Origin of the sequence: Caballeronia sp. INML3B (assembly GCF_023631305.1) — a bacterium.
GTDB lineage: Bacteria > Pseudomonadota > Gammaproteobacteria > Burkholderiales > Burkholderiaceae > Caballeronia > Caballeronia turbans.
In genome coordinates this window covers 116,520-140,958 of sequence record NZ_JALQDI010000059.1, presented here as the reverse complement: position 1 = coordinate 140,958, position 24,439 = coordinate 116,520, and the positions used below count along the sequence as shown (strand labels likewise).

24 protein-coding genes are annotated in these 24,439 nt (G+C 62.4%); 8 read left to right on the top strand and 16 right to left on the bottom strand.

Features of this window, described 5'->3' with window-relative positions:
• The gene (locus NCS58_RS26455; RefSeq protein WP_061116365.1) at nt 1-591 is read right to left on the bottom strand and encodes a chromate transporter; all 591 of its coding nucleotides are present in this window, start codon (nt 589-591) and stop codon (nt 1-3) included.
• A gap of 58 nt (nt 592-649) precedes the next feature.
• On the opposite strand from NCS58_RS26455, the gene NCS58_RS26450 reads away from it, so the two are divergent.
• The 4 genes from NCS58_RS26450 (at nt 650) to NCS58_RS26435 (ending at nt 3,163) form a co-directional block, all read left to right on the top strand.
• Nucleotides 650-826, top strand: a complete 177-nt coding sequence (locus NCS58_RS26450; RefSeq protein WP_250477819.1) for a hypothetical protein — start codon at nt 650-652, stop codon at nt 824-826.
• A gap of 79 nt (nt 827-905) precedes the next feature.
• Complete coding sequence (locus NCS58_RS26445; RefSeq protein WP_061116364.1) at nt 906-1,472, top strand: cytochrome b; 567 nt, start codon at nt 906-908, stop codon at nt 1,470-1,472.
• A gap of 116 nt (nt 1,473-1,588) precedes the next feature.
• Complete coding sequence (locus tag NCS58_RS26440) at nt 1,589-2,713, top strand: VIT1/CCC1 transporter family protein (RefSeq protein ID WP_250477818.1); 1,125 nt, start codon at nt 1,589-1,591, stop codon at nt 2,711-2,713.
• 84 nt (nt 2,714-2,797) lie between these two features.
• Entirely contained in the window at nt 2,798-3,163 is a 366-nt protein-coding gene (locus NCS58_RS26435) for a VOC family protein (protein WP_061116362.1), read from the top strand.
• 5 nt (nt 3,164-3,168) lie between these two features.
• Here NCS58_RS26435 and NCS58_RS26430 read toward each other — a convergent pair whose 3' ends face one another.
• The 7 genes from NCS58_RS26430 to NCS58_RS26400 are packed head-to-tail and all read right to left on the bottom strand — an operon-like array spanning nt 3,169 to nt 10,319.
• On the bottom strand, nt 3,169-4,242 hold the full coding sequence (locus NCS58_RS26430; protein WP_061116361.1) for an alcohol dehydrogenase catalytic domain-containing protein: 1,074 nt from the start codon (nt 4,240-4,242) through the stop codon (nt 3,169-3,171).
• A gap of 34 nt (nt 4,243-4,276) precedes the next feature.
• Entirely contained in the window at nt 4,277-5,314 is a 1,038-nt protein-coding gene (locus NCS58_RS26425; RefSeq protein ID WP_061116360.1) for an NAD(P)-dependent alcohol dehydrogenase, read from the bottom strand.
• 29 nt (nt 5,315-5,343) lie between these two features.
• Nucleotides 5,344-6,090 carry an SDR family oxidoreductase gene (locus tag NCS58_RS26420; protein WP_061116359.1) on the bottom strand — a complete coding sequence of 249 codons (747 nt, stop codon included), beginning with the start codon at nt 6,088-6,090 and terminating at the stop codon, nt 5,344-5,346.
• Nucleotides 6,091-6,100: 10 nt separating this feature from the next.
• Nucleotides 6,101-7,081 carry a sugar-binding transcriptional regulator gene (locus NCS58_RS26415; RefSeq protein WP_061116358.1) on the bottom strand — a complete coding sequence of 327 codons (981 nt, stop codon included), beginning with the start codon at nt 7,079-7,081 and terminating at the stop codon, nt 6,101-6,103.
• A gap of 46 nt (nt 7,082-7,127) precedes the next feature.
• Nucleotides 7,128-7,979, bottom strand: coding sequence for a carbohydrate ABC transporter permease (locus tag NCS58_RS26410; RefSeq protein ID WP_061116528.1), 852 nt, complete (start codon nt 7,977-7,979; stop codon nt 7,128-7,130).
• Nucleotides 7,980-7,990: 11 nt separating this feature from the next.
• Nucleotides 7,991-8,920, bottom strand: coding sequence for a carbohydrate ABC transporter permease (locus NCS58_RS26405; protein WP_250477816.1), 930 nt, complete (start codon nt 8,918-8,920; stop codon nt 7,991-7,993).
• 28 nt (nt 8,921-8,948) lie between these two features.
• Nucleotides 8,949-10,319 (bottom strand): sugar ABC transporter substrate-binding protein, encoded by a 1,371-nt coding sequence (locus tag NCS58_RS26400; RefSeq protein WP_061116356.1) that lies wholly within the window; start codon nt 10,317-10,319, stop codon nt 8,949-8,951.
• Nucleotides 10,320-10,494: 175 nt separating this feature from the next.
• Between NCS58_RS26400 and NCS58_RS26395 the strand changes: the two genes are divergently transcribed.
• Entirely contained in the window at nt 10,495-11,616 is a 1,122-nt protein-coding gene (locus tag NCS58_RS26395) for an ABC transporter ATP-binding protein (RefSeq protein WP_061116355.1), read from the top strand.
• Nucleotides 11,617-11,915: 299 nt separating this feature from the next.
• Nucleotides 11,916-12,800 (top strand): EAL domain-containing protein, encoded by an 885-nt coding sequence (locus NCS58_RS26390; RefSeq protein WP_061116354.1) that lies wholly within the window; start codon nt 11,916-11,918, stop codon nt 12,798-12,800.
• An 80-nt stretch (nt 12,801-12,880) separates the two neighbouring features.
• Here NCS58_RS26390 and NCS58_RS26385 read toward each other — a convergent pair whose 3' ends face one another.
• The 3 genes from NCS58_RS26385 to NCS58_RS26375 form a co-directional block, all read right to left on the bottom strand.
• Entirely contained in the window at nt 12,881-14,788 is a 1,908-nt protein-coding gene (locus NCS58_RS26385; protein ID WP_061116353.1) for a M60 family metallopeptidase, read from the bottom strand.
• Nucleotides 14,789-14,934: 146 nt separating this feature from the next.
• Nucleotides 14,935-15,222, bottom strand: coding sequence for a DUF4148 domain-containing protein (locus NCS58_RS26380; protein ID WP_250538911.1), 288 nt, complete (start codon nt 15,220-15,222; stop codon nt 14,935-14,937).
• A gap of 134 nt (nt 15,223-15,356) precedes the next feature.
• Nucleotides 15,357-15,800 carry a MarR family winged helix-turn-helix transcriptional regulator gene (locus tag NCS58_RS26375; RefSeq protein ID WP_061116352.1) on the bottom strand — a complete coding sequence of 148 codons (444 nt, stop codon included), beginning with the start codon at nt 15,798-15,800 and terminating at the stop codon, nt 15,357-15,359.
• A 143-nt stretch (nt 15,801-15,943) separates the two neighbouring features.
• Between NCS58_RS26375 and NCS58_RS26370 the strand changes: the two genes are divergently transcribed.
• The gene (locus NCS58_RS26370) at nt 15,944-17,485 is read left to right on the top strand and encodes a DHA2 family efflux MFS transporter permease subunit (protein WP_061116351.1); all 1,542 of its coding nucleotides are present in this window, start codon (nt 15,944-15,946) and stop codon (nt 17,483-17,485) included.
• Nucleotides 17,486-17,490: 5 nt separating this feature from the next.
• On the opposite strand, the gene NCS58_RS26365 is transcribed toward NCS58_RS26370, so the two are convergent.
• From NCS58_RS26365 to NCS58_RS26345, 5 genes are all read right to left on the bottom strand, one after another.
• Nucleotides 17,491-17,880: a hypothetical protein gene (locus tag NCS58_RS26365; RefSeq protein WP_250477815.1), complete on the bottom strand. Its 390-nt coding sequence runs from the start codon at nt 17,878-17,880 to the stop codon at nt 17,491-17,493.
• On the bottom strand, nt 17,877-18,755 hold the full coding sequence (locus tag NCS58_RS26360) for a ParA family protein (RefSeq protein WP_250477814.1): 879 nt from the start codon (nt 18,753-18,755) through the stop codon (nt 17,877-17,879). The genes NCS58_RS26365 and NCS58_RS26360 overlap by 4 nt, the downstream gene beginning before the upstream one ends.
• A 171-nt stretch (nt 18,756-18,926) precedes the next feature.
• Complete coding sequence (locus NCS58_RS26355) at nt 18,927-20,996, bottom strand: bifunctional diguanylate cyclase/phosphodiesterase (protein WP_061116348.1); 2,070 nt, start codon at nt 20,994-20,996, stop codon at nt 18,927-18,929.
• Between the two features lie 106 nt (nt 20,997-21,102).
• Nucleotides 21,103-22,374 carry a cardiolipin synthase gene (gene cls / locus NCS58_RS26350; RefSeq protein WP_061116347.1) on the bottom strand — a complete coding sequence of 424 codons (1,272 nt, stop codon included), beginning with the start codon at nt 22,372-22,374 and terminating at the stop codon, nt 21,103-21,105.
• A 78-nt stretch (nt 22,375-22,452) separates the two neighbouring features.
• Complete coding sequence (locus NCS58_RS26345) at nt 22,453-23,262, bottom strand: DUF4410 domain-containing protein (protein WP_061116346.1); 810 nt, start codon at nt 23,260-23,262, stop codon at nt 22,453-22,455.
• Between the two features lie 386 nt (nt 23,263-23,648).
• Between NCS58_RS26345 and NCS58_RS26340 the strand changes: the two genes are divergently transcribed.
• Entirely contained in the window at nt 23,649-24,437 is a 789-nt protein-coding gene (locus tag NCS58_RS26340) for an SDR family NAD(P)-dependent oxidoreductase (protein WP_061116345.1), read from the top strand.
• Nucleotides 24,438-24,439: the final 2 nt, after the last annotated feature.

Sequence of the window (24,439 nt, the reverse complement as noted above, 5' to 3'; positions counted from 1 at the left end):
TTAATCCTTCTGCGCGCGCCGTAGCATCGTGATCGTGCCGAGCGGCCCCAGCACGGCAAGCACGATAAGAAGTGGAATCTTCATGAGCGCAATGCTGATGAACGTCGCGGCCACGAGCACGATGCTGGCCACGCCACGCGGCAAGCTCGTCACGAGCTTGAGCACGGTCGCGATGACGAGCCCCGTCGCAGCAGGCATGAGTCCCGCGAAGAGATGTGCGGTGACCGGCGCATGTCCCCATCGGGCATACGCATAACCGATCCCGATCGTGATGATGGTCGGTGCGAGATACAGCGCGAACACCGCGACTGCCGCACCTTTCGCGCCGCGATATTGCCGCCCGAGCACGGTCGCGATGTTCGCGACGTTCGGCCCCGGCAGTAATTGCGCGAGCGGCAACAACTCCGCGAACTCACGGCTCGTGAGCCAGCCCAGACGCTCCACCAGCATGCGGCGCGCCCACGGCAACACACCGCCAAACCCCGTCAGGCCAATGAAAAAGAAAGCTTTGAAAAGCGCGAACGAGGTGGGCACGGGCGGCACGCCGGGCGTGGTCATTTCGCTCGACGAGGCGGCGGTGGGGGCAGTCATCGTGATATGCGTTGTCGTAAGAAGCGCGCTATAACCTGGCCATTTCGAACGAAGCCGGGTGAAAGACATCTTCGACACTCAAGCGGCGTTTCGACAACACTTGAGAGTTATGATCGCGCAGGAAGGTTTCGAGTGTAGCGCGATTCACTTCGATGCCGCAGGGCCAGTGGTCATCGCCCATCAGAAATTCGGCGTGTCGATGCCCCTTTCTTTCGAGGCGCTAAGGCTCGCCTAAGCATTTTGTCCCCATCATCAAGGGTTGCGGTCGCATTTGCACGACCGCGCCTCGTCTCGTCTCGTCGGAGAAACATGTCATGCGCCAGGAATTCGCATCGGTCTATAACCCGCCCGCTCGTCTCTTTCACTGGGCCACGGCCCTGCTGCTGCTCGTTCAATATGTGCTTGCCTGGGCGATGCCGGACGTGCATCGCGACACGAAGCCCGTGGGTTTGATCGCATGGCATCTGGGCGTCGGCGTCGTGATCGTGCTGCTCGTCCTCGTGCGCCTGCTCTGGCGCAGCGTGCATCCCGCGCCGCCCGAGGCCGGCAATTTGCCCGCCCCCTTGCGCGCGCTCGCGCGCTACACGCATTGGTTGCTCTACCTGCTGCTGATCGCGGTTCCGTTGATGGGATGGGCCAATGCATCGTCGCGCGACTGGCCCGTTACGCTGCTCGCCTCCATTCCGATGCCGCCGCTCTCGCCCGCCGGATCGCCCGTCGGGCACGCGCTCGGTGACTGGCATCGCGTCTTCGCATGGGTGCTGCTTGCGCTCGCAGGCTTGCATGTCGGCGCGGCACTGTTTCATCAATTCGTGTTGCACGATGAAACGCTGACCCGCATGCTGCCGTCGCAACGCAAGCGGGTTGCATCGAAACAATGACGACGATGAGACGCGATTCCATTCTCACTCATCGCATGTCGTAGGGTTATTCAATATAAGACGTGGCGTTCCTCTTTACTCTTGGATGATCGAGACGAACGATAAAAGGTGACGTCATGGCGTCCCAGACCGAACTCAAACGCTTTACGGCTAATCTCGCCGACGAACTCGACAGCGCCGCGCTCTACGACACGCTCGCGCAAGCAGAAACGCAGGAAGGGAAACGGCGCGTGTATGCGGAGCTGGCCGAGGCAGAGCGCCGTCATGCCGACATATGGGCCGCGAAGTTGCGGGAGAACGGCGTCTCCGTGCGAACGCATCGCATCAGCGCGAAGACACGAATCATGCGCGCGCTGGCCCGTGCGTTCGGGCCGGACTTCGTGTTGCGCTCCGTCGCCGCAAACGAAATGGCCGATCGCGACAAGTACGCGGGACAGCCCGATGCGGCGCAAATGTCGGCGGAAGAATGGCATCACGCGGATATCGTTCAGGACGTGGCGAATCGCAGCAAAGGTCTGAGCAAGGGAGGCGCGATCGCAGCGGCCGAATCGTGGCATCGCGGCGTGGCGTCGGGCAATGATCTGCGGGCGGCCGTGCTCGGCGCGAACGACGGCCTCGTGTCGAACTTCTGCCTCATCATGGGCGTCGCCGGCGCGGGCAGCGACAGCAAGACGGTGCTTCTCACCGCATTCGCGGGCCTCATGGCGGGGGCCGCATCGATGGCGCTGGGCGAGTGGCTCTCCGTGACCAACGCGCGCGAACTCGCGCGCACGCAAATCGCAAAAGAGAAAGACGAGCTGGACCACATGCCCGATGCGGAGCGTCACGAGCTCGCGCTCATCTATCAGGCGAAGGGCATCGATGCCGCGGAAGCGAAGCGCGTCGCCGCCCAGATCATGCGCGACAAGGACAAGGCGCTGGATACGCTCACGCGCGAAGAACTCGGCCTCGATCCGCGCGAGCTTGGCGGCAATCCGTGGACCGCCGCGCTCGCATCTTTCACGTTGTTCGCGGTGGGCGCGATCATTCCGGGAATCGCGTTTCTATGGGCGCGCGGCGCCGAGGGCATCGCGCAATGCATTGTCTTGAGCGGGCTCGGACTGGCGGGTATCGGCATGTTCACATCGCTCTTTAATGGACGTAGCGCACTCTTTTCGGCAACGCGGCAAGTGCTGATCGGGATGATCGCCGCAGGCTGCACGTTCGGCCTCGGCAAGTTGCTGGGCGTGTCGCTTTCATGATCGAGCGCGGCCCCATTCATCGGCATCGTGAGGCCATTGGGCGGGACGGTACACTACGCCCTCCCATCTCACTGAATCATCCCGATGAACCAACTTCTCGCGCTGCGCCCATTCGTTCCCGCCAGAGACTTCGAGTTGTCCAGGCGCTTCTATGAAGCACTGGGCTTTCGCGTCACGCATCAGGACGACGACATCGCGATGCTCAAAGCCGAAAGCTTCAGCTTCATTCTGCAAAACTTCTACGTGAAGGAGTTCGCGGAAAACTGCATGCTGCAAATGCTCGTGCGCGATGTCGACGCGTGGTGGCGCGAAATGAAACCCGAAGAACTGAGCGAGCGCTTCACCGTCAAGCCAGCGCGCGCGCCCGCGATCCAACCGTGGGGAATGAAAGTCGGCTTCGTGTTCGATCCTTCGGGCGTGCTATGGCATGTGGGCGAAGTGCCGTTCTGACGCAATCATTTCGGCTTGAGCAGCACCTTGATCGAGTCGAGCGAATTCGCGATCTTGATGGCCTCGTCCCACTCGTCCAGCGTGAAGCCATGCGTGACGATGCCCTTCGACGTTACGAGCCCGCGCGCGAGCAGATCGATTGCGATCGGATAGCAATACGGCCCGAGATGCGCACCGCGGACATCAAGTTCCTTACGATCGCCGATGATCGACCAGTCGACGGTCGTATCCGCGCCGAATACCGAAAACTCGACGAAACGGCCGAGCTTGCGAATCAGTTCCAGCCCTTGTGATACACCGGCCGGCACGCCAGTAGTCTCTATATATACGTCGCAGCCGTAGCGATCGGTGATCGAGCGGATCGTCTCCAGCGCATCGTCGGTTTTCGGGTTGATCGTGATATCGGCGCCGTACTCGCGGGCCAATGCGAGACGCTCGTCCACGAGATCGATCACGACGAGCTTCTTCGGCGTCTTCAGATGCGCCACCTGCGTCATCATCAGCCCGAGCGGTCCCGCGCCCGCGATCACGACGACGTCGCTCAACTGGATATCGCCGCGATTTACCGTATGGATCGCGCATGCGAGCGGCTCGATGATCGCGGCGTCTTCGAGCGAAATGCCATCGGGAATCTTGTGCACGATCGCCGTCGGCGGAAAGCGCATGTATTCGGCCATGCCGCCATCGGCCACTTCGCGCTGAAAGCCGAAGATGTTATGCACTTCGCACATCCAGTACTCGCCCGACTTGCAATAGCGGCATTTCGCGCAAGGCACGATCTGCTCGGCGATCACGCGGTCGCCCTTCTTCACGCCGAAGTGCGCTTCGGCGCCTTCACCCAGCTCCTCGACATAACCGAAGAACTCATGCCCGGGAATGACCGGCGCCTTGACCCACGGATTCGGGCCGCCCCAGAACATCTTCGCGCCCGACCAGCATTTGCAGTCGCTCGCGCAGATGCCGCAGGCGGCGATGCGGATCACGAGCTCGTTTCTCGCAGCACTCGGACGCTGCACGCGCTCGACGCGATAGTCCTTCGGCGCGCGGCATACGATCGCTGTCATCTCTGCATCGGCCATGACGTGTCTCCCTTTCGTTATATGAACGACGAACTCACTCTTCCAGGACGATCTGCACCTTCACGTCGGTCGGCACGCCGCTCGCCGCTTCCTCGAACGCCTTGATGCCTTCCGCGAACGGGAACGTGCGCGAGATGAACGGCTTCACATCGAGCCTGCCCGATGCGATCAACTGAATCGCACGCGGGAAGATATTTGCATAGCGAAATACCGATTCGATCCGCGCCTCCTTGATCTGCACCGCGACCACGTCCAGCGCAATCGCGCGCTGCGGCATGCCGACAAGCACGAGGCAGCCGCCCGGGCACAGCAGATCGACGATGCCGTCGAACGCCTTCTCGTTGCCGCTCGCCTCGAACACGATGTCCGCGCCCCAGCCATCCGTGAGTTCATGCACGACATCGAGAGCACGCCTGTCGCGGATGTTCACGGGGGTCACACCTTGCACACCGCCGATCAGGTCGAGCTTCTCCTGCACGAGATCGCAGACGATCGCGCGGCTGCATCCGCCCGCGAGCGCGGCGAGCGCGCACATCATGCCGATCGTGCCCGCGCCGAGCACGACGGCCACGTCGCCCGGCTTGATCGCGGCTTTCTTCGCGGCCTGCAAACCGATCGACAGCGGCTCGACGATCGCTCCTTCCGCGAAGCTCACGTTATCCGGCAACTTGTACGTGAAGCCGGCCGGGTGCACCACATAAGGCGCGAGGCAGCCATTTACCGGCGGCGTCGCCCAGAAGCGCACTTTCGGATCGAGGTTGTACAGGCCTTCACGCGATGCGCGTGATTCCATGTCCGGCACGCCCGGCTCCATGCATACCCGATCGCCCGCCTTCAGATGCTTTACGTCCTCGCCGACTTCGACGATCGTGCCCGATGCCTCGTGCCCGAGCACCATCGGCTCGTTCACGACGAAGGGTCCGATGCGGCCATGCTGATAGTAGTGAATATCGCTGCCGCAAATCCCGACCGTATGAATCTTGATGCGCACGTCGCGCGGGCCCACGACCTGCGGCAAGCTGAACGGACGCAAGCTGATGCGTCTTGCTTCTTCGAGAACCAGTGCTTCCATCGTCGTTCCTTTGAGAGAGATAAGCGGCATCAGCAGGACTGGAATCCGCCATCGACCAACAGACTCACGCCGCTCACCATGCTTGAATCGTCGGAGAGCAGGTACGCGATCGTTCGCGCCACTTCCACCGGCTGCACGAAACGATTCATCGGAATGCGCGCGAGCATGGGCCCGGCCTTGGCGGGATCGCTCCACGCGCGTTCGCCCATCGGCGTCATCGTGACGGTGGGAAGCACGGCGTTCACGCGAATGCCATGCGGACCGAGTTCGTTGGCCATCACGCGGGTCATGGCGTCGAGCCCGCCTTTCGATGCGCAATAGGCCGCATGCAGCGCAAAACCGACATTCGCCGACAAGCTCGACACGTTGACGATCGATCCGCCGACGCCGCGCGCGATCATGCTCTTCGCGCACTCCTGCGCGACGATCATCGTGGCGCGCAGGTTCACGTTCATCGTGAGGTCGAAGGCTTCGACGGACGTATCGAGGAACGGCTCCAGTATCGCGATGCCCGCGTTGTTCACGAGCAGATCCACGGGCTGAACCGCGCGCGCGGCTTCGCGCGCAGCGTGTGCATCGGCGAGATCGACGGCGATGGTTTCGCAGCCGGTCTCATTCTTCAGCGCATCGAGGTCGGCGGCGCTGCGGCTCAATGCGATCACGCGCGCGCCGCGCTCGATCAGCAGATGCACTGTCGCATGACCGATGCCCTTGCCCGCGCCCGTGACGAGCACGGTCTTGCCCGCGAACTCGCGGTTTCTGTCGATAGCTGTCATGGTGTCGTCTTCAAGGCTCGTCGCACAGACGCCGTGCGGTGTCCTCGTCGGTCACGAGCACCGACGGATAGCGCCCGCGCAACGCCGCGCGCGTCACATGGAATTTCTTCTGGCCGCCGCTCACCAGAATCACGCGCTTCACCCGTCGCAAGTCATCGAGCGTGATCGCGACGGTGCGACGGTTCAGCGGATGATCGATCAGTTCGCCGTCTTCATCCATGAAATGACCGAGCATGTCGCCGACCGCGCCCGCCTTTTGCAGCGTGCGCAGTTGCTCGGGATTGTCGATGCCGTAAGTCACGACGAGCGATTCCGTCAGATCGCCGCACGTGAGCAATGCGAGGTCGGCGTTGCGCGCGAGTTCATATGTTTCCCGCACGGTCTCTTCCTGCAGGATCACGTCGCGCGCTTTCTGACTGCTCACGTAAATCGGCGCGGCGAAGAGATAGCCATCGGCGCGGCAGATGTTCGCGAAGTCCGACACGATATCGAACGTATTGATGCTCGGGCAATGCGACAAGCCGCCCTGCAACGACACCGCCGACACCGCGCCATACGTGCGCTGCGGCATCGCGCGCAGCACCGCGCGAATCGTCCGGCCCCAGCCGAGACCGATGGTTTGCCCTGCAACGATCTGCTTGGCGAAGTAGGAAGCTGCGCCGATGCCGAGCGCCGCATTGTTCGCTTCGTTGTTCGCGCCGGTCGGCACGACGACCGCGCATTCGAGGCCGAAGCGCTTCGCGAGCGCTTCTTCGAGCGCGACGCACGGCGCGATCTTGCTGTTGATCGTGATCTGCACGAGGCCGGATTCGCGGCTCGCGGCGAGCAGCCGGTTCACGCGCACGCGGTTGCTGCCGATGCGTTGCGCGATCTCCTGCTGCGTCAGATTGCCGACGTAGTAGTGCCACGCGACGCGCGCCTGGAGTTCTTCTTCCGAATCGATGGACTCGTCCGCTTCCGCGATGGCGATGGACGGTGCGCTCTTGCTCATGCTTATGGTCATGCTGTTCCGTTGTTCAATGAAAGGCTGCGGGATTTTATTTCACCGCGCCCATCGTCAGGCCTTGCACGAGTCGGCCCGACACGAGCAGCGCGAATACCACCATCGGCAGCACGATCAGCGTGCCCGTCGCCATGATCTCGCCCCACGGCAATTCATAGCCGCTCATGTAGCTCGTTGCGGCGACGGGCGATGTAATCGCGTCGCTGCGCGTCAGCACGAGCGCATAGAGCAGATCGTTCCACGAGAAAATGAACGCGAAGATCGCCGAGACGACGATGCCCGGCATCGCGAGCGGCAGATTGATGCGCCAGAACACGCGCCACGGCGACGCACCGTCGAGACGCGCGGCTTCGTCGAGCTCGACTGGAATGTTGCGGAACTGGTCCGTGCAGATCCATACGACGATCGGCAACGAGAACGTCAGATACAGCAGGATCAGCACGATATGCGTATCGACGAGATCGAGCTTCGTCGCGATCAGGAAGAACGGCACCGCGAGCACGACCGGGCTCACCATGCGGTTCGAGATGAACCAGAACCACAAGTCTTCCTTGCCGCGGAATTCGTAGCGCGCGAGCGCATAGGCGGCGGGTGTGCCGAGCAGGATCGCGAGGACCGTCGTGCTGCACGCGATGATGAGCGAGTTCAGCAGGCTGCCCGCCACGTCATGTTCGAAGAGCGCCGCGGTGTAGTGATGGAAGGTGGGCGAGAACAGCCATTTCGGCGGATACGCGAGCGCATCGGCCTGGCTTTTCAGGCTCGTCGTCACCATCCAGTAGAACGGAAACACCGACGACAGAAACACGACCACCAGACCGATAAAATGCCATACAGTGGCGCGTTTTCTTGCGGCCCGTGCGCGCTTCGCGCGTTGCGTGACTGGCATATTGATCGAACTCACGCAGCCTCCCGATACACGAAACGGATATAAAGACGCGACAGCACGATCGTCAGGATGAGCAGGATGATCGCCTGCGCGGACGCCATGCCCTGATCGAAGAGACGAAAGCCCACGCGCTGGATATAGACGCTGATGAATTCCGTCGCGGCGCCGGGCCCGCCGCGCGTCATCGTGAAGACGGCATCGAACATCTTGAGCATGTCGGCCGAGCGAAGAATGAGAATGGCCGTGAGACCCGGAAGCAGATACGGACGCTGCAGGTGCCAGAGAATCATGCTCCACTTCGGCGTTTCGAGGCGCGCGGCTTCTTCGGCTTCTTTGGGCACCATCGACAGTCCGGCGAGCAGGATCAGCGCGCAGAACGGCGTCCATTGCCAGATATCCATGATCATCACGGAGACGAACGCGAGCGTCGGATCGGCGAGCCAGTCTTGCGGCGGAATGCCGACGAGCCCGGTCAGATAGTTCGCCACGCCGAACTGACGATTGAAGATCAGCCGCCCGATGAGGCCGACGACCGCATACGTCGTCGCCATGGGAATGACAAGGCTCACACGCGCGGCCGCACGCATCCACGGCAATTCCGTGCGATGAAGCAAAAGCGCGGCGAAGAGGCCGAGCGCGATCTCGATCGGCAAGGTCACGCAGAGGAACAACGCGGTGCGTCCGAGCGCGCCCCAGAAGCTCGGATCGGTCAGCGTCGCGATGTAATTGTCGACACCGATGAACGGCGTTCCCGAACCCAGATCCGCGAGCTTGTACTGATGGAACGAGTTATAGAGCGCAAGCAGCAGCGGATAGATGCCGATGACCGCGAGCGCGGCGATTGCGGGTATCAGGAACCAGAAAGCGGGCGAACGCGGCACGATGCCGAAGTAGCGCGCGGGCTTGCGCGGTCCACGCGCACGCATTGCAGGTGAAGCCATTCGAACGCCTCCGGTTCCTTGAATGAAGTTACTTCAGCAAAGGCTTCTTGCCGTCGTAATAGCCCGCTTTCTTCAGGATGTCCTCGGTCTTCTGACCGATGGTCTGCGCGCCTTCCTTCACCGTCACCTGGCCGAGCATCATCTTGCTGCCCCATTCGCCGATGACCTCCGACACGGCAGGCCATTCCGGGAAGCGCGGACGATAATCCGGCACGCCGCCCTGCCACGATTCGACCATCGGCTTCACGAACGGATACTTGTCCTGCACGGCCTTGTCCTGATACACCGCCGTGCGCGCCGGCACGCCGCCCGCTTCGAGGTAGGGCTTCGCCATCGCTTCCGACGTGATCCATTGAATGAACAGCCACGACGCCGCCTGCTTCTTCGCGTTCGACTTCGCGTTCACGGCGAGCGAGAAGCCGCCGAGCGCCGGCTTGAGGCCAGCGGAACCTTTCGGCTCGGTGGTGATCGCGAGACAGTTGCCGAGCTTCGACTTGCTCGGATCGGTCAGTGTCGGATAGAACGCGGACCACTCGGTGATCATCGCGACCTGGCCTTGCGCGAGTGCGTTCACCGCTTCCGCATGATCGAAATCAACGATGCCCGGTGGCATGTACTTCATCAGCTTCTGCCGATATTCGAGGCCCGCCTGCGATTGCGCGGACATCAGATTCGACTTGAACTTCGCATCGAGCAGCGAGCCGCCATTCGGCCACAGCACGCGCATGAAGCTATCCGCCGATTGCGTCTCGCCGCGCCGCGACTGCAACGCGAACGCGAACTTGTCGCCCTTCGTGAGCTTCGGCGCATACGTGTTGAGCAACTCGTCCCAGGTTTTCGGCGGTTCGTCGAAACCCGCGTCCTTCAACATGCACTTGTTGTAGAACATGAGGCCCGAATAGTTATCGAACGGCAGACCGTAGGTGACCTTGTCCCACGTGCCGAACGAATCGAGCAGGATCGGGAAGAAGCCCTTGAGGTTCAGGTTCGGGTCGGCGAGTTTCGGATCGTCGGTGAACTTCTTGATCGGCACGAGCCACTTGTTGCTCGCGAATTCGCCGATCCACACGACATCGACGAGCACGATGTCCTGATCGCCGCCACCAACGAAGTTGAGCACTTCCTTCTCGCGCGTGTTCTCGTAAGGAATCACTTCCCAGCGCACCTTGATGCCCGTCTCTTTCTCGAACTGCGGGATCAGTTGCTGCGCGGCCTTGTAGCCGGGACGATCGAGAAAGATGGCCTTGATCGTGGTGCCCGAGTATGGCTGCGCCGCTTCCTTCAAAGTCCAGGCCTGCGCGTTCGATGCGGCGAACGCTGCGCTCGCCGCCAGCAGCGCGACCGCCGCGACGTGTTTGATCGGGCCGAGCTGCGTGGCCGGGATGAAGCGCTTCTTCATGCCTGTCTCCTTGGTTTTTATCGAGCGGGTAAGGCTTACGGGTTCGGCTTTGTCGTGCGTCGTTTCACTTGTAATTTCGGTTTTACAATTGTATATTTTGGCGCGAGCAGGTTGTCAAGAACAAATTCGACGATGCGTCCGATGCTGCGCTGCCGCAGCAAACAGGAGACAACGTATGAGCGCAGTCCATTTGCAGCAGATCCGCAAGAGCTTCGCGGGCGTCGATGTGTTGAAGGGCGTCGACATCGAGGTGACAGATCGCGAGTTCATGGTCTTCGTCGGTCCCTCGGGGTGCGGCAAGTCCACCTTGCTGCGCACCATCGCAGGTCTCGAACGCAGCGACTCGGGGCAAGTACTGATCGGCGGCGAAGACGTCACCGAGCTCGAGCCTTCGCAACGCGGCGTCGCGATGGTGTTTCAGTCGTACGCGCTCTATCCGCACATGTCGGTCTACGAAAACATCGCGTTCGGGCTGCGCATGCTCAAGTTGCCCGAAGCGCAGATCAAAGAGCGCGTGCATCGCGCGGCGGAGATTCTGCAGATCGGCCAGCTGCTCGAACGCCGTCCGCGCGCATTGTCGGGCGGGCAGCGTCAGCGCGTTGCCATTGGACGTTCGATCGTGCGCGAGCCTAAGGTCTTTCTCTTCGACGAACCGCTTTCCAATCTCGATGCCGCATTACGCGTGCAGATGCGTCTCGAACTCATCAAGCTGCACAAGCAGCTCAATGCGACGATGATCTACGTCACGCACGATCAGACCGAAGCCATGACGATGGCCGATCGCATCGTCGTGCTGAATCACGGACGCGTCGAACAGATCGGCTCGCCGCTCGAGTTGTATCGCACGCCGCACAATCGCTTCGTGGCGGGCTTCATCGGCTCGCCTAAGATGAACTTCATGGACGTGCGCGTGATGCGGGTCGATGCCGCCGGGGTCACCATCGAGCTGCCCGGCGGCGAGCCGCTTACGCTGCCTTTTGCGGCGTCGACCGTGCGAGCGGGCGAAACGCTCACGCTCGGCATCCGGCCCGAGCATTTCGTCGAAGCAGGCGGCGGCGATATCGACAGCGGTCTCTCCGGCGAAGTCATGGTGATCGAGCATCTCGGCGGCGAGACGCTGCTGCATGTGCGGTTGCCAAACGAACTCGTGATTCAGGTGAAGGGTTCGGGCGAATCGACGGCCGTCGAAGGGCAGCGCCTCAATGCGGGCTTCAGCATTCGCCATGTGCATCTGTTCCGCGAGGATGGCAGCGCGCTCGAACGCATGTGGCCAGTCGCGCAGACCGCAACCGCCTGACCAGCCATTCTTTCGGCATCGGTCCGGATTACAAACGTTCCAGAATTATTGAGCAGAAGCTTCAAAACGGCATGCCGATGCAGGCGGACGCGAACTCGGCTTATGTGCGCCAGCCCACACAGCAGAAGGCGTCACGAAATCGGTACGCAACCCTGAACGCGGCGTGACGCCTCGTGCCGCAATCGTGACAGCATGCGCCGGCGCGCAAACGTTGTGAGGCTTCGCATTGCGCACAGTCTGCAAGTCTGGCACGACTCGTGCAACCGCCTCCACGACCAACTGGGAGGGGTGGCTCAAGCATGAACAGAACGACACACGGCTCGCCTGTCGCGAAAGCCGCGCCGAACTCAGATCATGCATTCAGGCATCGCATACTCGACGGCCTCGAGGCCGGAGAATTCTGCATCGCCTATCAGGGAATCTACCGAGTCGACAGTGGCGAACTCGCGCAAATGGAAGCGCTCATTCGCTGGCGTCATCCGGAGTACGGCGTATTGCTGCCGGGCGCATTCAGCGAGGCCTTCAAGGACGCCGACCTCATGCGCGAACTCACGTGGTTCGTGCTGAACGTCGTTGCGTCCGAAATCGGGGCGTGGCGGGCGCGCGGCGGCGCGCATTATTCGGTCGCGGTGAACGTGCCGCCATCGGTCGCGGCGCTGCCGGGATTCGCGGACCGCATGGACTCGATTTGCCGGTCGCACGGGGTCACCCCCGATTGCATCGAGCTGGAATTGCTCGAAAGCGAAGACCTGGCGCGCATGCCGTCGATGCCGAAGGTAGTGAGTCATCTCAAGCACAAGGGCGTGAGCGTCGCGATGGACGACTTCGGCACGGGCTACTCGTGTCTCGCCGCACTCGGTCCGATCGACTTCGGCACGGTGAAGATCGCGAAGGAGCTGCTGGCCGAAGCGCCGCGCAGCCCGAATGCGTGCATGGTGTTTTCGTCGGTGCTCGCGCTGCTGACGCGGCTCAAGGTGGCAATTGTCGTCGAAGGTGTCGAGACGGCCGCGCAGGCGCAGTGGATCGCGCAGTGGCCGCATGTGCTCGCGCAGGGTTTCTTTCTCGCGCGGCCCGCATTCGGCATCGATAACGTGCCGGGCGCGCGCATAGGTCGTGCGATGACGCGGCGCAGAGCCACGCGGCGGGACGGGCGCAGCGACATCCGGCTAGCCGATGCGGCATGAATGGTCGAAGCGTTTCTGGCAGCCCTCGCAAGAGCCAGAACTTCGCCGACCGCCTCGCGCGTCGGCGGTTTTTTTGCGCGTCAGATCCGCGTGCGCGTCAAATCCGTCGCAGGCGCATTCAGCTTCAATTTGCCGATAGCCGCGTGCGTACCCGCATCGACCGGCAAGCCCCATCGCTCGAAGAACGCCCTCAAATCGAGATTCGCCGCAATGCAGGCGCGCAGTATGAAGGTCTGCACCGCGCGCCTGTCGCCGCCTTCATCCTCCATCAGCGGATGCAGCCGATAGAACTTGTGCAGCCGCGCATAGAAGCCGTCGCCGAGCGCGCGGCGCAACTGCTCGTACATCACGAGCCTGATCCACAGCGCCTCGGAAGGCAGTGGAAACGATGCATCGTCGAGAAAATTGCGCGACGGCTGCGCAAGATAAAGCGCCGCGAGCTCGATCCGGTTCTTTCTGCCGCGCGCATCGACGACTTGCATCAACGGCGAGGCCATCGGCGTACCGAGACGTTGCAGCGCGTGCAGCGAATAGATGTTCACGGTCGTCTCGGTTACGCCGGGCCACGTCCAGTCCCATTGCTGATACATGTGGCCCATCTCGTGCCACACGCCCCATTCATCGGCCTTCGCGGTTTGTAGCAAGGTCTCGGCGGCACTGTTCAGCGGCAGGCCGATCATGTAGTACGTCGCGTACATATACGCGTTCTGCAACTCCGCGTGCGTGGAAATCGCGTCCTGCACGAAATGCACGCGCAGCGGCGAGGGTGCATCGAGCGCACTCGAATCATCGAGTCCGGACACCTCGTCGTGATAGCCCATGATCCGCCCGATATAGCCGAGCAGCGCGGCCGGGTCCGCCGCGCCCGCCTTGTCATACATCGAGCGCGCGACGGTGAACATCGTGCGCCTGCCGACCATCTCGACGAGCGGCGAATCGGCGTAACGTTGCAGCATCGCGCGCCATTCGACGAGCGTCGTCGCGGCCTCGGTATAGAACGGCACAGGCTTGCCGCCTTCGCGCACGAAGATATCGATCGACATGCGCGGGCGCTCGTTGAATCCGCTATCGACGTATTCGAAGTAAAGCAAGCCATCGCGCGACGCAACGAATTCGTTGCGCCCTTCCGTCGCGAGGATCATCTGAGGATCGCCCGCGGGCTGACGTCTGTAGAAGCCGTTCTTGTTGCCGACCATGATGACGAGGCCATCCGGACCATCGTCGGCGAGACCGCTCACATCTATCACGACGGACTCTCCCTTCGACACATACAGCCCCGACGGATGATAGTCGGTCCAGCGAAAGCCGCCGAGCCGGTCGGCTTCGATCGCATCGGGCGCATAGGCGCTCAGGTGATAGCGCTTCGCCGCGTTGTCGTAGGTCGATTGCAGGGCTGCATCGTGCGTGCGATACGCGTGATCCGCACCTTCGTTGTGCACCTCGTACAAACGCCATTGCCCGGCCTGCGCGCTCACTTCGACGAACGCGCCGTCGCGCAGGGCGTGACGCGTGACGACGAGCCCCGTCTTCGTGCCGCTTGCCGCGATGGTCACCGCGTTCGCGTCGGCTTCGATGCTCCAGTTCTGCCGCGCTTCGCCCGACGCCGCTTCGAGCCCCACGCGCGCACCGAGCGTCACGTATCGTCCGTAGAGTTTCGAATACAGGCGAAAGCCGCTGCCTTCCTTATCGACGGTCCAGACCTGACTTGCGGCAAGTTCCGGCGTCCATTTCGACTGAACGAGCGCGATCGTGCCGTCCGGTTGCATGTGCGCCGTCAATGCCTTGAACGTAGCGTTCGAAACGATGTAGAAGTCGCCTTCTCCGACTCTCGCGCCCGCGCCGTAGGGCACCTGCATGGCGCCCGGCGCCGCTGCAAAGCGCGAGATGCGCACGGCGTCGTGCGGATAGAAGGACATCGGCGCGTAGTAGCGCGATGCCGCATGCGCGTCGCACAACGCGAAGATCAACAGCCACGATCGCCACCGCATGCTCGTATCCTCCGCGCTTCATCGGCCGTGTCCGCGGCGCTTCGTCGACGATCGGGAACTTGCACCTTGCGTGTTGCCTTCTATGCCGAAGGCAGTCGGCGGAAAACGCGGGATGTCTCCCGCGTCTTCGCCACACGATGAATCGATTACGGGGCCGACGCCGGGGCCGGTTTCCCGGCGTTCTGCGCATTGATCTTCGCCTGCGCGTTCTGCAGATTCTGCGGATAGTTCGTCTGTTCGCCAGCCGGGTTGTAGCCGTTCTGCTCCAGTTGCTTCAGCTCGGCGTTCTTCTTCGCGCGCGCCTCCTTGCGCTGGGCTTTCTTGATCTGCTTCGGCGTGGAGGCGGCCGTGTCCTGCGCTTGCGCGACGGGCATCGCGACGAACGCGGCGACGGACAGGGCGATGACGGCCAACGATGCGGTTCGTTTGTTCATGATCGATCTTCTCCGGATGGATGGCGACAGTTGACGACGACACTTGCGCGGATCGCGCAAGCAATCGGCGATCCATGCGCGGCACGTTAGCACGGCGCGCGCAAACCGGCAGCGAAGGCATGCGCCGCGATCGGTCACCGGTCGACGATGCGGCTCAGATTCCCGCGCACGCGTTGCAGCAGCGCGATCAACTGCTCGCTTTCCTGCCGGCTGAAGCCCGCGAGCGCCTCCGACGCGATCTCGTCGCCGACGCGCCGCGCCTTGTCGAGCGCCTTTTCCGCCTTCGGGGTCATGCGGACCTGGCGTTCGCGGCGGTCGTCGGGATTCGGGCGACGCTCGATCCAGCCGCCCTCTTCCATGCGGTCGAGCAGCCGTCCGGCGGAAATCGGCGCGACTTCCAGTAGCCCCGCGAGCCGCGCCTGATTCACTTCGCCGTAATGCGAAAGATAGGCGAGCACGCGGCATTGCGCGCGCGTGAGATTGAGCGATGACCTGGCCAATACGTCGAAACGATTGCCGCACAGGCGGTCCACGTCCGCGACCAGAAAGCCGAAGCGCTTGTCGAGTTGGGTTTCCATCGCGCGATTATATGGAAGAGCTTTCAGCGCGGCACGTTGCGCACACTCCGTAATCGACCGAATTGCGCCGCAATGCGCCCGCCCTATAATAAGCCTGCTTATCATCACCCTACTTATGAAAGCCGCTTCCCGCGGCCACCTCCATGTCCTCCGAAGTCTCCACGGAACGCGCCGCGGCGCCCCTGAACCGCGGCATGCTGACCGTCTCGATCATGCTCGCGACGCTGATCCAGACGCTCGACAGCACGATCGCAAACGTCGCGCTGCCGCATATGCAGGGCAGCCTGTCGGCGTCCCAGGACGAAATCACGTGGGTGCTGACGTCCTACATCGTCGCGGCGGCGATCGCGACGCCGCTCACCGGCTGGCTCTCCGACCAGTTGAGCGTGAAGAAGCTGCTGTGCGTCTCGATCGCGGGCTTCACGGTCGCATCGGCGCTTTGCGGGCTGTCGGAGACGCTGGCGCAGATCGTCGCGTCGCGGCTGTTGCAGGGCGTTTTCGGCGCATCGCTCGTGCCGCTGTCGCAGTCGATCCTGCTCGACATCAATCCGCGCGAGAAACAGGGCCAGGCGATGGCCGTCTGGGGCATGGGCGTGATGGTCGGGCCGATTCTCGGTCCGACGCTCGGCGGCTGGCTCACCGACAGCTACAACTGGCGCTGGGTGTTCTTCATCAACGTGCCGATCGGTGCGTTCGCGCTCTTTGGCGTATTGACGTTCCTGCCCGCGCAGGTCGCGCGGCGTGCGGTGAAGTTCGATGCATTCGGCTTCGCGACGCTCGGCCTCGCGATCGGCGCGTTTCAGGCGATGCTCGATCGCGGCGAACAACTCGACTGGTTCGGCTCGATGGAGATTCGCATCGAAGCGCTGCTCGCGGCGCTGAGTTTCATCTTCTTCATCGCGCATACGGCGACGGCCGGTGCGCGCTCGTTCTTCAAATACCAGTTGCTGAAAGACCGCAACTTCGCGACCGGCACGTGCTTCATCTTCGTGATCGGCGCGGTCATGTACGCGACGCGCGCGCTATTGCCGCCGATGTTGCAGAACCTGATGAACTATCCCGTCGCGACGACCGGGCTCGTCACTGCGCCGAGCGGCGCGGGCACGATGATCGCGATGCTCGTCGCCGGGCGGCTTCTGAAGCACATCGATGCGCGTCTGCTGTTGCTGTCGGGTTTCCTGATTTCGGCGCTGGCGCTCTGGCAAATGATGCACTACACGATCGTTCTGTCGGCATCGGATATCGTGTGGCCGGGCGTGATTCAGGGCTTTGGACTCGGGCTCGTGTTCGTGCCGCTGTCGGCGCTGACGTTCTCGACGCTCACGCCCGAGTTGCGCGCCGACGGCACCGCCACCTACAGTCTGATGCGCAATATCGGCAGCAGTATCGGCATTTCGATCGTGCAGACGCTGATGACGCGCAACACGCAGGTCGCCCACGCGGACCTCGCCGCGCAGGTGACGCCGTTCAATCCCGCGATGCAATCGATCCTGTCGGGCGGCTCCGTGCAGGACATGGCGATGCTCAATCAGACCATCACGCAGCAGGCGTCGATGATCGCGTATCTCAACGATTTCAAGCTGATGTTCGTCGCGACGTTGCTGGTAGTGCCGTTGCTGTTGCTGATTCGCCCGGCGCGCAACGCTCTCGGGGATGAATCGGTCGCGCATGCGGCGATGGATTGAGGGCGTCAGCTTGGGTCAAGTGTCCGGCCGATGAACGCCGAGCCTCGCGACAGGCGGGCGCGCAACCCGTCCGCGATGAAGTTCGCCAGCTTCTTCTCGTCTTTCCACTTCGAGGAACGACGCGAGGGATCGAGGTCCTGCCGGCGGATGATGGCCTTGAGGACATCGGCGGGCTGCGTGCATAGCCACGCGCGGAAGTCTTCGTCGCCACGCGCTGCGAGTTCGGCATGGACGTCGGGCACGTCGATGCCCTTGGGCTTGGTCGACGTTTTCGGACGCGCGCCGGATGGTTTTTCGGGCGGGCGAATCAACGCGTCGAGTTTTGCCGCAAAAGCAGGATTGCTCGACGCTTCATCGTCAAGCAAGGCGGAGAGACCTTGTAGCAGCGCGATCACTGGGTGTTTGCTTCGCATAGTGTCAGGATTTCCCGTGTGAGTCCTTGCAAAGCGGCATACGCGTTCGGTCCGTACTTGTTGTTGAGCGTGCGCAGATGGGCTTCGTGATCCGCACCGCGCGCAACATCGACGGATTGCGGAATCCAGTTCTTGAAGAAATGAGGCTGCGGCACGCCCGACGGGTTGAACTTGCCGAGGCGGCCATGCGCCAGATCGTCCATGACACGTTCGTGGAGCTTGTTGTTCTGCACCTTCGTCGCGACGATGCCGAGCGGCTCGATCTTCTGCCCGAGGTCGGCGGCGAAACCACGGACGTGGTCGACGATCTGATAGATGCCCCACGTCGACACGATATCGGGAATGGTCGGAATGACGTAACCGGTCGAGATGCGCAGGCCATTGTGCGTGACCGCGCCGAGGCTCGGCGGACAATCGATGATGATGTAGTCGTATCGGTCGATGACGGGATGCAGGGCCTTTTTCAGGATATCGAGCGGATTGTTGGTGAAGTGCCCTTTCATCGCGACGCCGGGAATGTGGTCCTGCAACGTGATCAGGCGAATGCTGGAAGGCAGCAAATCGAGCCCTTCGATGCCACCGTCGACCGTCGACACCCCGCGTATGATCGCGCACTCGATATCGAACTTGGGCGGAAGCTGATTGTTGATCTTGTCCTCGAACAGTTGCGCGATCGTGTGCCCGGCGTGGTCGCGCTCGCCCCACTCGACTTCGGAAATCAGATTCACCGTGGCATTGGTCTGCGGATCGAGATCGATCAGCAGCACGCGCTGGCGCGCTTCGAGCGCGAGAATCTCCGCGACGGCCACCGCCGTTGTCGTCTTGCCGACGCCTCCCTTGAGATTGATGAAACTCAAGATATGCGGCGCATTTCCCTTGACCATCCTGACCCCTATGTTTTATTAGCCTCGTCGATACGCCGCGACGATGTCTCGCCGCGAACGTGAGGATTTTTACATATCGGAAAGGATGACTAAGTAATATTGTTAGTCAAAATTCGAGGACACCTCGAACCAGACCACGCCCGCCTACGCGCTCACCTCTCCCTGCTCCAGCATCACCCCGAACGCATCGGCGGAAAGCGGCATCGCCAGCAAAAAGCCCTGCATCTCGTCGCACATCATGTCCTGAAGCCGGTCGAGCTGCGAACCCGTCTCGACTCCTTCGGCGACCACATCCATATCGAGCGAATGCGCGAGCGCGATGATCGCCGACACGATCGCGCGCCCTTCCTGCCCGTTCTCGTCGAGCCCGTTCGTGAAAAAGCGATCGATCTTCAACTGCTTCGCGCGAAAACGCTGCAAATAGGCGAGGCTCGAATACCCCGTGCCAAAATCGTCGATGGCGATCTCGAAACCATTCTCCTGGAACGCGCGGATCATTTCGATCGTGCGCGGCGCGTCCTGCATCGCCACCGTCTCCGTGATCTCGAACATGATCTGCTCGCTCTGCACGCCTTCCGCGCGCACGATCATCATGATGTTCTCGACGAGATCCGCCTCGTGCAATTGTCGCGGCGACAGGTTGATGGCCACCTTCACCGGCGGACACCCTTCATCACGCCAGCGCGCAAGCTGGCGGCAGGTCTCGTGCACGACCCAATAGCCGATTTCCACGATCTGACCGGAACGCTCGGCGATCGGAATGAATTCGAGCGGCGTCAGCGTGCCGATCTCTGGATGGTCCAGCCGGATCAGCGCCTCCGCGCCCGCCAGCTCGCCGCTCTTGCCACGGAATTTCGGCTGGAAGAGCAAATAGAAGTGGCCGCCGTTCAACGCCTCGTGCAACGCCTGCTGTATCTGCAAGGTCCGCACCGCCGCCTCGTTCATGCTCGCCTCGAAGAAGCGATACGTGCTGCGCCCGCCACGCTTGGCCTCGTACATCGCCAAGTCCGCGTGCTTGAGCATCGATTCGACGGTGTCGCCGTCCTGCGGAAACAGCGCGATGCCGATGCTCGGCATCACCTGCAACGGATGATTCCCGACGAGCAGGCCTTTCTTCATCTCGTCGAGAATGCGCTCGGCCATCTTCTCGGCATCGGTCGGTGCGTGCAGGTTTTCCAGCATCACGACGAACTCGTCGCCGCCGAGGCGCGCCACCGTATCGCCGCCGCGCACGCATTCCTGCAGGCGCCGCGCGAACGCCTTCAGCACTTCGTCGCCGACCGTATGGCCGAGCGAATCGTTGATGGTCTTGAAGCCGTCGAGGTCCATGAAGAGAATCGCGAAGCGGCCGCCGCTGTGCTTCGCGTTCCGCATAGCCCGATCGAAGCGCTCGTTCATCGTGCGGCGGTTCGGAAGATCCGTGAGCGTGTCGAAGGTCGCCATGCGCACGATCTGGCCATTCAGACGCGACACCGAGCCGGCAAGCAGCGCTGTGCGCGCGTCGAAGCGCGACAGCACGAGCGTGATGATCAGAATCGCCAGCGTGAAGAGCACGATGGTGGTCGCGAGCCAGTGCGCATCGACGTCATTGGCCGCGCCGCAGATCGAGCCCGGCAAGAACTCCGCCGCCGCGTTGCCCGTGTAGTGCATGCCGGTGATCGCGATGCCCATCACCAGCGCGGACCCCATGCGCTTGACGAGCACGTTCGTCTGGTTCGCATCCGAGAGCGTGTACGCGATCCACAGCGCCGCGCCCGACGCGATCACCGCTATCGCGATCGACGCGGCGAAAAGGCGCGGATCGTACACGATCGCCGGTTGCATGCGCATCGCGGCATCGCCGGTGTAGTGCATCGCCGCGATGCCCGCACCCATCAGCACGCTGCTCGCGACGAGGCGTCTCGCCGTCAGCCGCTTGCTCGTGATGACACGCAGCGCAAAGAAGGACACGAGCACCGCGATGCCGAGCGACCCGGCAGTGATCTTGAAATCGTAGCCGAGTCGAATCGGCAATTCGAAGGCGAGCACGCCGATGAAATGCATCGACCAGATGCCGATGCCCATCGACGCCGCCCCGCCCGCGAGCCAGATGTGCCGCATGCGCGATCGCGAAAGCGAGGCGATCCGGCCCGAAATGTCGAGCGCGGTATAGGAAGCGAGCGTCGCGACTACGAGCGACGCCGCGACCAGCCAGAAGTTGTAAGTGCCGTGCATGGTTGCCGATGGCCCGAAGGCTCGATTGCGTGAGCGTCTTATCGGCTTGCGTCCCGCGATCTTGAGGCCCGGCTGACAAATATTCGCTACGTGCTTCGTGCCGACATCAAAGCTGCGAATCGAGCAGCGCGGCAACGCGCTCCAGCAGCTTTTCCGGGAGCGAACGGCGGCGCCAGTCATCGAGCGTGATGCGTTTCGACTGGGCGACGTCGTCGTCGAAAATCGCTGTCTGGCGACGCGCGAAATCGCGGTCGTAGATATTGAGGTTGGCTTCGTCGTTGAGCTTGAACGAGCGGCTGTCGAAGTTGGTCGAGCCGACCGAAACCAGATATTCGTCGACCACGATGAGCTTGCAGTGGAACATCGTCGGCTGATACTCGTACATCTCGACGCCCGCCGCGAGCAGATCGCCCCAGCACGCGCGCGACGCCTCGCGTACCGTGTGCGTGTCGATGCGCTTGCCCGGCGTGATGATGCGCACGCGCACGCCGCGCTTCGCCGCCTCGACGATCGCGTTGATGGTCAGCTTGTCCGGCACGAAGTACGCGCTCGACAAATGGATGGAGTGCGTGGCGGCGGTGATCCCCATGAGGTACATCAACTGCATGTCGTCGCTGCCGCCCGAGGGCGAACTGCTGAACATGTGGGCGAAGCCGTCGCCCGCGGCGTCGATATGCGGGAAATAGGCGGGGCCGTGCAATACGTTGCCCGTCGCCTTGACCCAGTTGTCCATGAACACCGCCTGCATCTGCCCGACCGCGGGGCCTTCGACGCGAAAATGCGTGTCGCGCCAGTGCTTTTCGTCCTGCGCGTGCCCGGTCCATTCCTCGGCGATGCCGACGCCGCCCGTGAACCCGATGTGCCCGTCGATCACCAGCAGCTTGCGGTGAGTCCGGTCGTTCATGCGCCCGAGTCCCGTCCAGTGCGGCTTGTGATACTGGATCACCTCCGCGCCCGCCTCGCGCAACATCTGCAGGTAGCGCTTGTCCATTTTCGACGAGCCGACCCAGTCGAGCAGCACATGCACCGCGACGCCCGAGCGCGCCTTGTCGGACAGTGCGCTGGCAATCTGCTCGCCGATCGCGCCCGACCAGTAAATGAAGGTCTCGAAGGTAATCGTTTCTCGCGCCGCGCGGATGCCTTCGAGCATCGACGGAAAGATCGCGTCGCCGTTCAGGAGCACCTCGAAGCGGTTTCCGCCGATGACGGGCGGTCCGAGCAGCAGACCCATCGAGCGTATGAATTGCGGATCGTCGCTCGCGTAGAGCCGTTCGATCTTGTGCTCGATCTTCTTCTCGCCACTCGTCAGATTCGCAATCACGAGCACGACGACGAGCGTCGCCACAACGGTCAGGACAATCAGGGCAATCGTCAGCATGCGCGGGCCTCGCAAAGCGAACATTCGTCCGGAATCATAGTGCAAGCAGCTTCCGGACCACGCATGTTTCGACTTCGATCAGCTCTTCGCCGCCATCCAGCCCTGCTCCTGGCCGAGCTTCACGATCTGTTTGGCGATGGTGTCGGCGAGACGCTTTTCATCGGACGACACGCCTGCGTGCTTTGTCTCCGATAGGGCATGCAGCCCGCCCGACACCGCGATCGAAGTCGCGACATGTCCCGCCGCCGCGCCGATGCCCGCCATTTCCGCGACGCCCGGCGCGTGGCCGCTGTCGGCTTTCGCGTCGAACTGTTCGAGCAGTTGCGGCGCGCCGTGCGCCGGCTTGAAGACGAGCTGCACGGTCGCGCCGACCTTGCTTTCGCCCGCGCCGAGGCCGATCACCATGCGGCGGCGACGATTGCCCGCGTCGATCGTGCTGATGTTGCCAACGACCTCGAGCACGTTCTGGTCTTGCGGCGGCGGCACGTCGGCGCGGACCGCGCGAAGGCCCATCGACTGAAGCTTCGCGACGATTTCGTTCGCGACCTCATCGCGCGCCGCGACGGCGTCCTGCGCCTGCTTTTGCGCCTGCGAATCACCGGACATTGCGGAACCGATCTTCGAGATCAGGCCGTGATTGTCGAGCTTCACGTCGCTGGAATCGCTCGCGAAGGTATAGACGTAGATGGTGTCGGGACGCACGGCGGGCACGGCCGCGACGGTCTGCACGTATTGGCCGCCGTACTGGTTGTATTGGCCCGAGGCTTGTGCGGGATTGCTCGCGCATCCGGCAAGCAGCGCCGTGCCGACGATGAATCCGGCCAGCGCCGCGCCGCGCGCTTTCTTGAAGACCGCATTGAGCGACGAGAATTTGATCGGGTTGGACATGTTGCACCTCCGTACCGGCCGCGCCGGGAATCATGAATGAGTGGATTCGGGATGCGTGATGCGGCTCTCGGTTCTCTGTGCTGTTTTCGCTCTCGATCACGCAGGTGCAACTATGGCCGAAGGCCGCAGCGCTGGCCATCGGGCATTTATGTCGCGGAGTTTCATGGGCCGCGCGGGATGTTCGCGCAATCCTCTGACAGATACAAATCATGCGAGGGACCGCATTTCCGAAGGGCAACATATTCATTTGTTTTCCTAACTAACCAGGGCACGTCGACCGCTGATGCGCGTGACTTCTGCAAACCAGCCCGGTTCTGGTTACCATCCTCCGAACCCGTCGCGCCTGGACGTCGACGCAATCCGCAAACTCGTTCGAAGGAGCAGAAATGGATCTCAAGATCGCCAACAGGCTCGCGCTGGTGTCCGGTTCGACGAAAGGCATCGGGCATGCCATCGCCGTGGCGCTGGCGCGTGAAGGCGCGCGCGTGATCATCAACGGCCGCTCGCAGGCGTCCGTCGACGCGGCGCTCGCGAAGCTGCGCGAACTCGTGCCGAACGCGCAGGCCGAAGGCTTCGCGGGCGACGTCTCGGACGCCGCGCAGGTCGACGACCTCGTGAAGCGCTTTGCGCATGTCGATATTCTCGTCAACAACATGGGCATCTTCGATCCGAAGCCATTCGAGGAGATCCCCGACGAGGAATGGCTGCGCTTCTTCAATGCCAATGTCATGTCGGGCGTGCGACTGTCGCGTGCGTATCTGCCGAAGATGAAGGAGAAGAACTGGGGCCGCGTCGTGTTCATCAGCAGCGAGAGCGGCATCCAGATTCCCGTCGAGATGATTCATTACGGCATGACGAAATCGGCGCAGATATCCCTCGCGCGCGGTCTCGCGGAAACGTGCGAGGGCACGAACGTCACGGTCAATTCAGTGCTGCCGGGGCCGACGAGTTCCGAGGGCGTCACCGAGTTCGTCGAAAAACTTTCGGGGGGCAAGAGCTTTCAGGACTTCGAGACGCAGTTCTTCGAAGAAGCGCGGCCGACCTCGATTCTCAAGCGCTTCATCACGCCCGAGGAAATCGCGAACATGGTGGCGTATGTGTGCTCGGAGTTGTCATCGGCGACGAACGGCGCGGCGTTGCGCGCGGACGGCGGCGTGATTCGCGCGGCGTTCTGAGC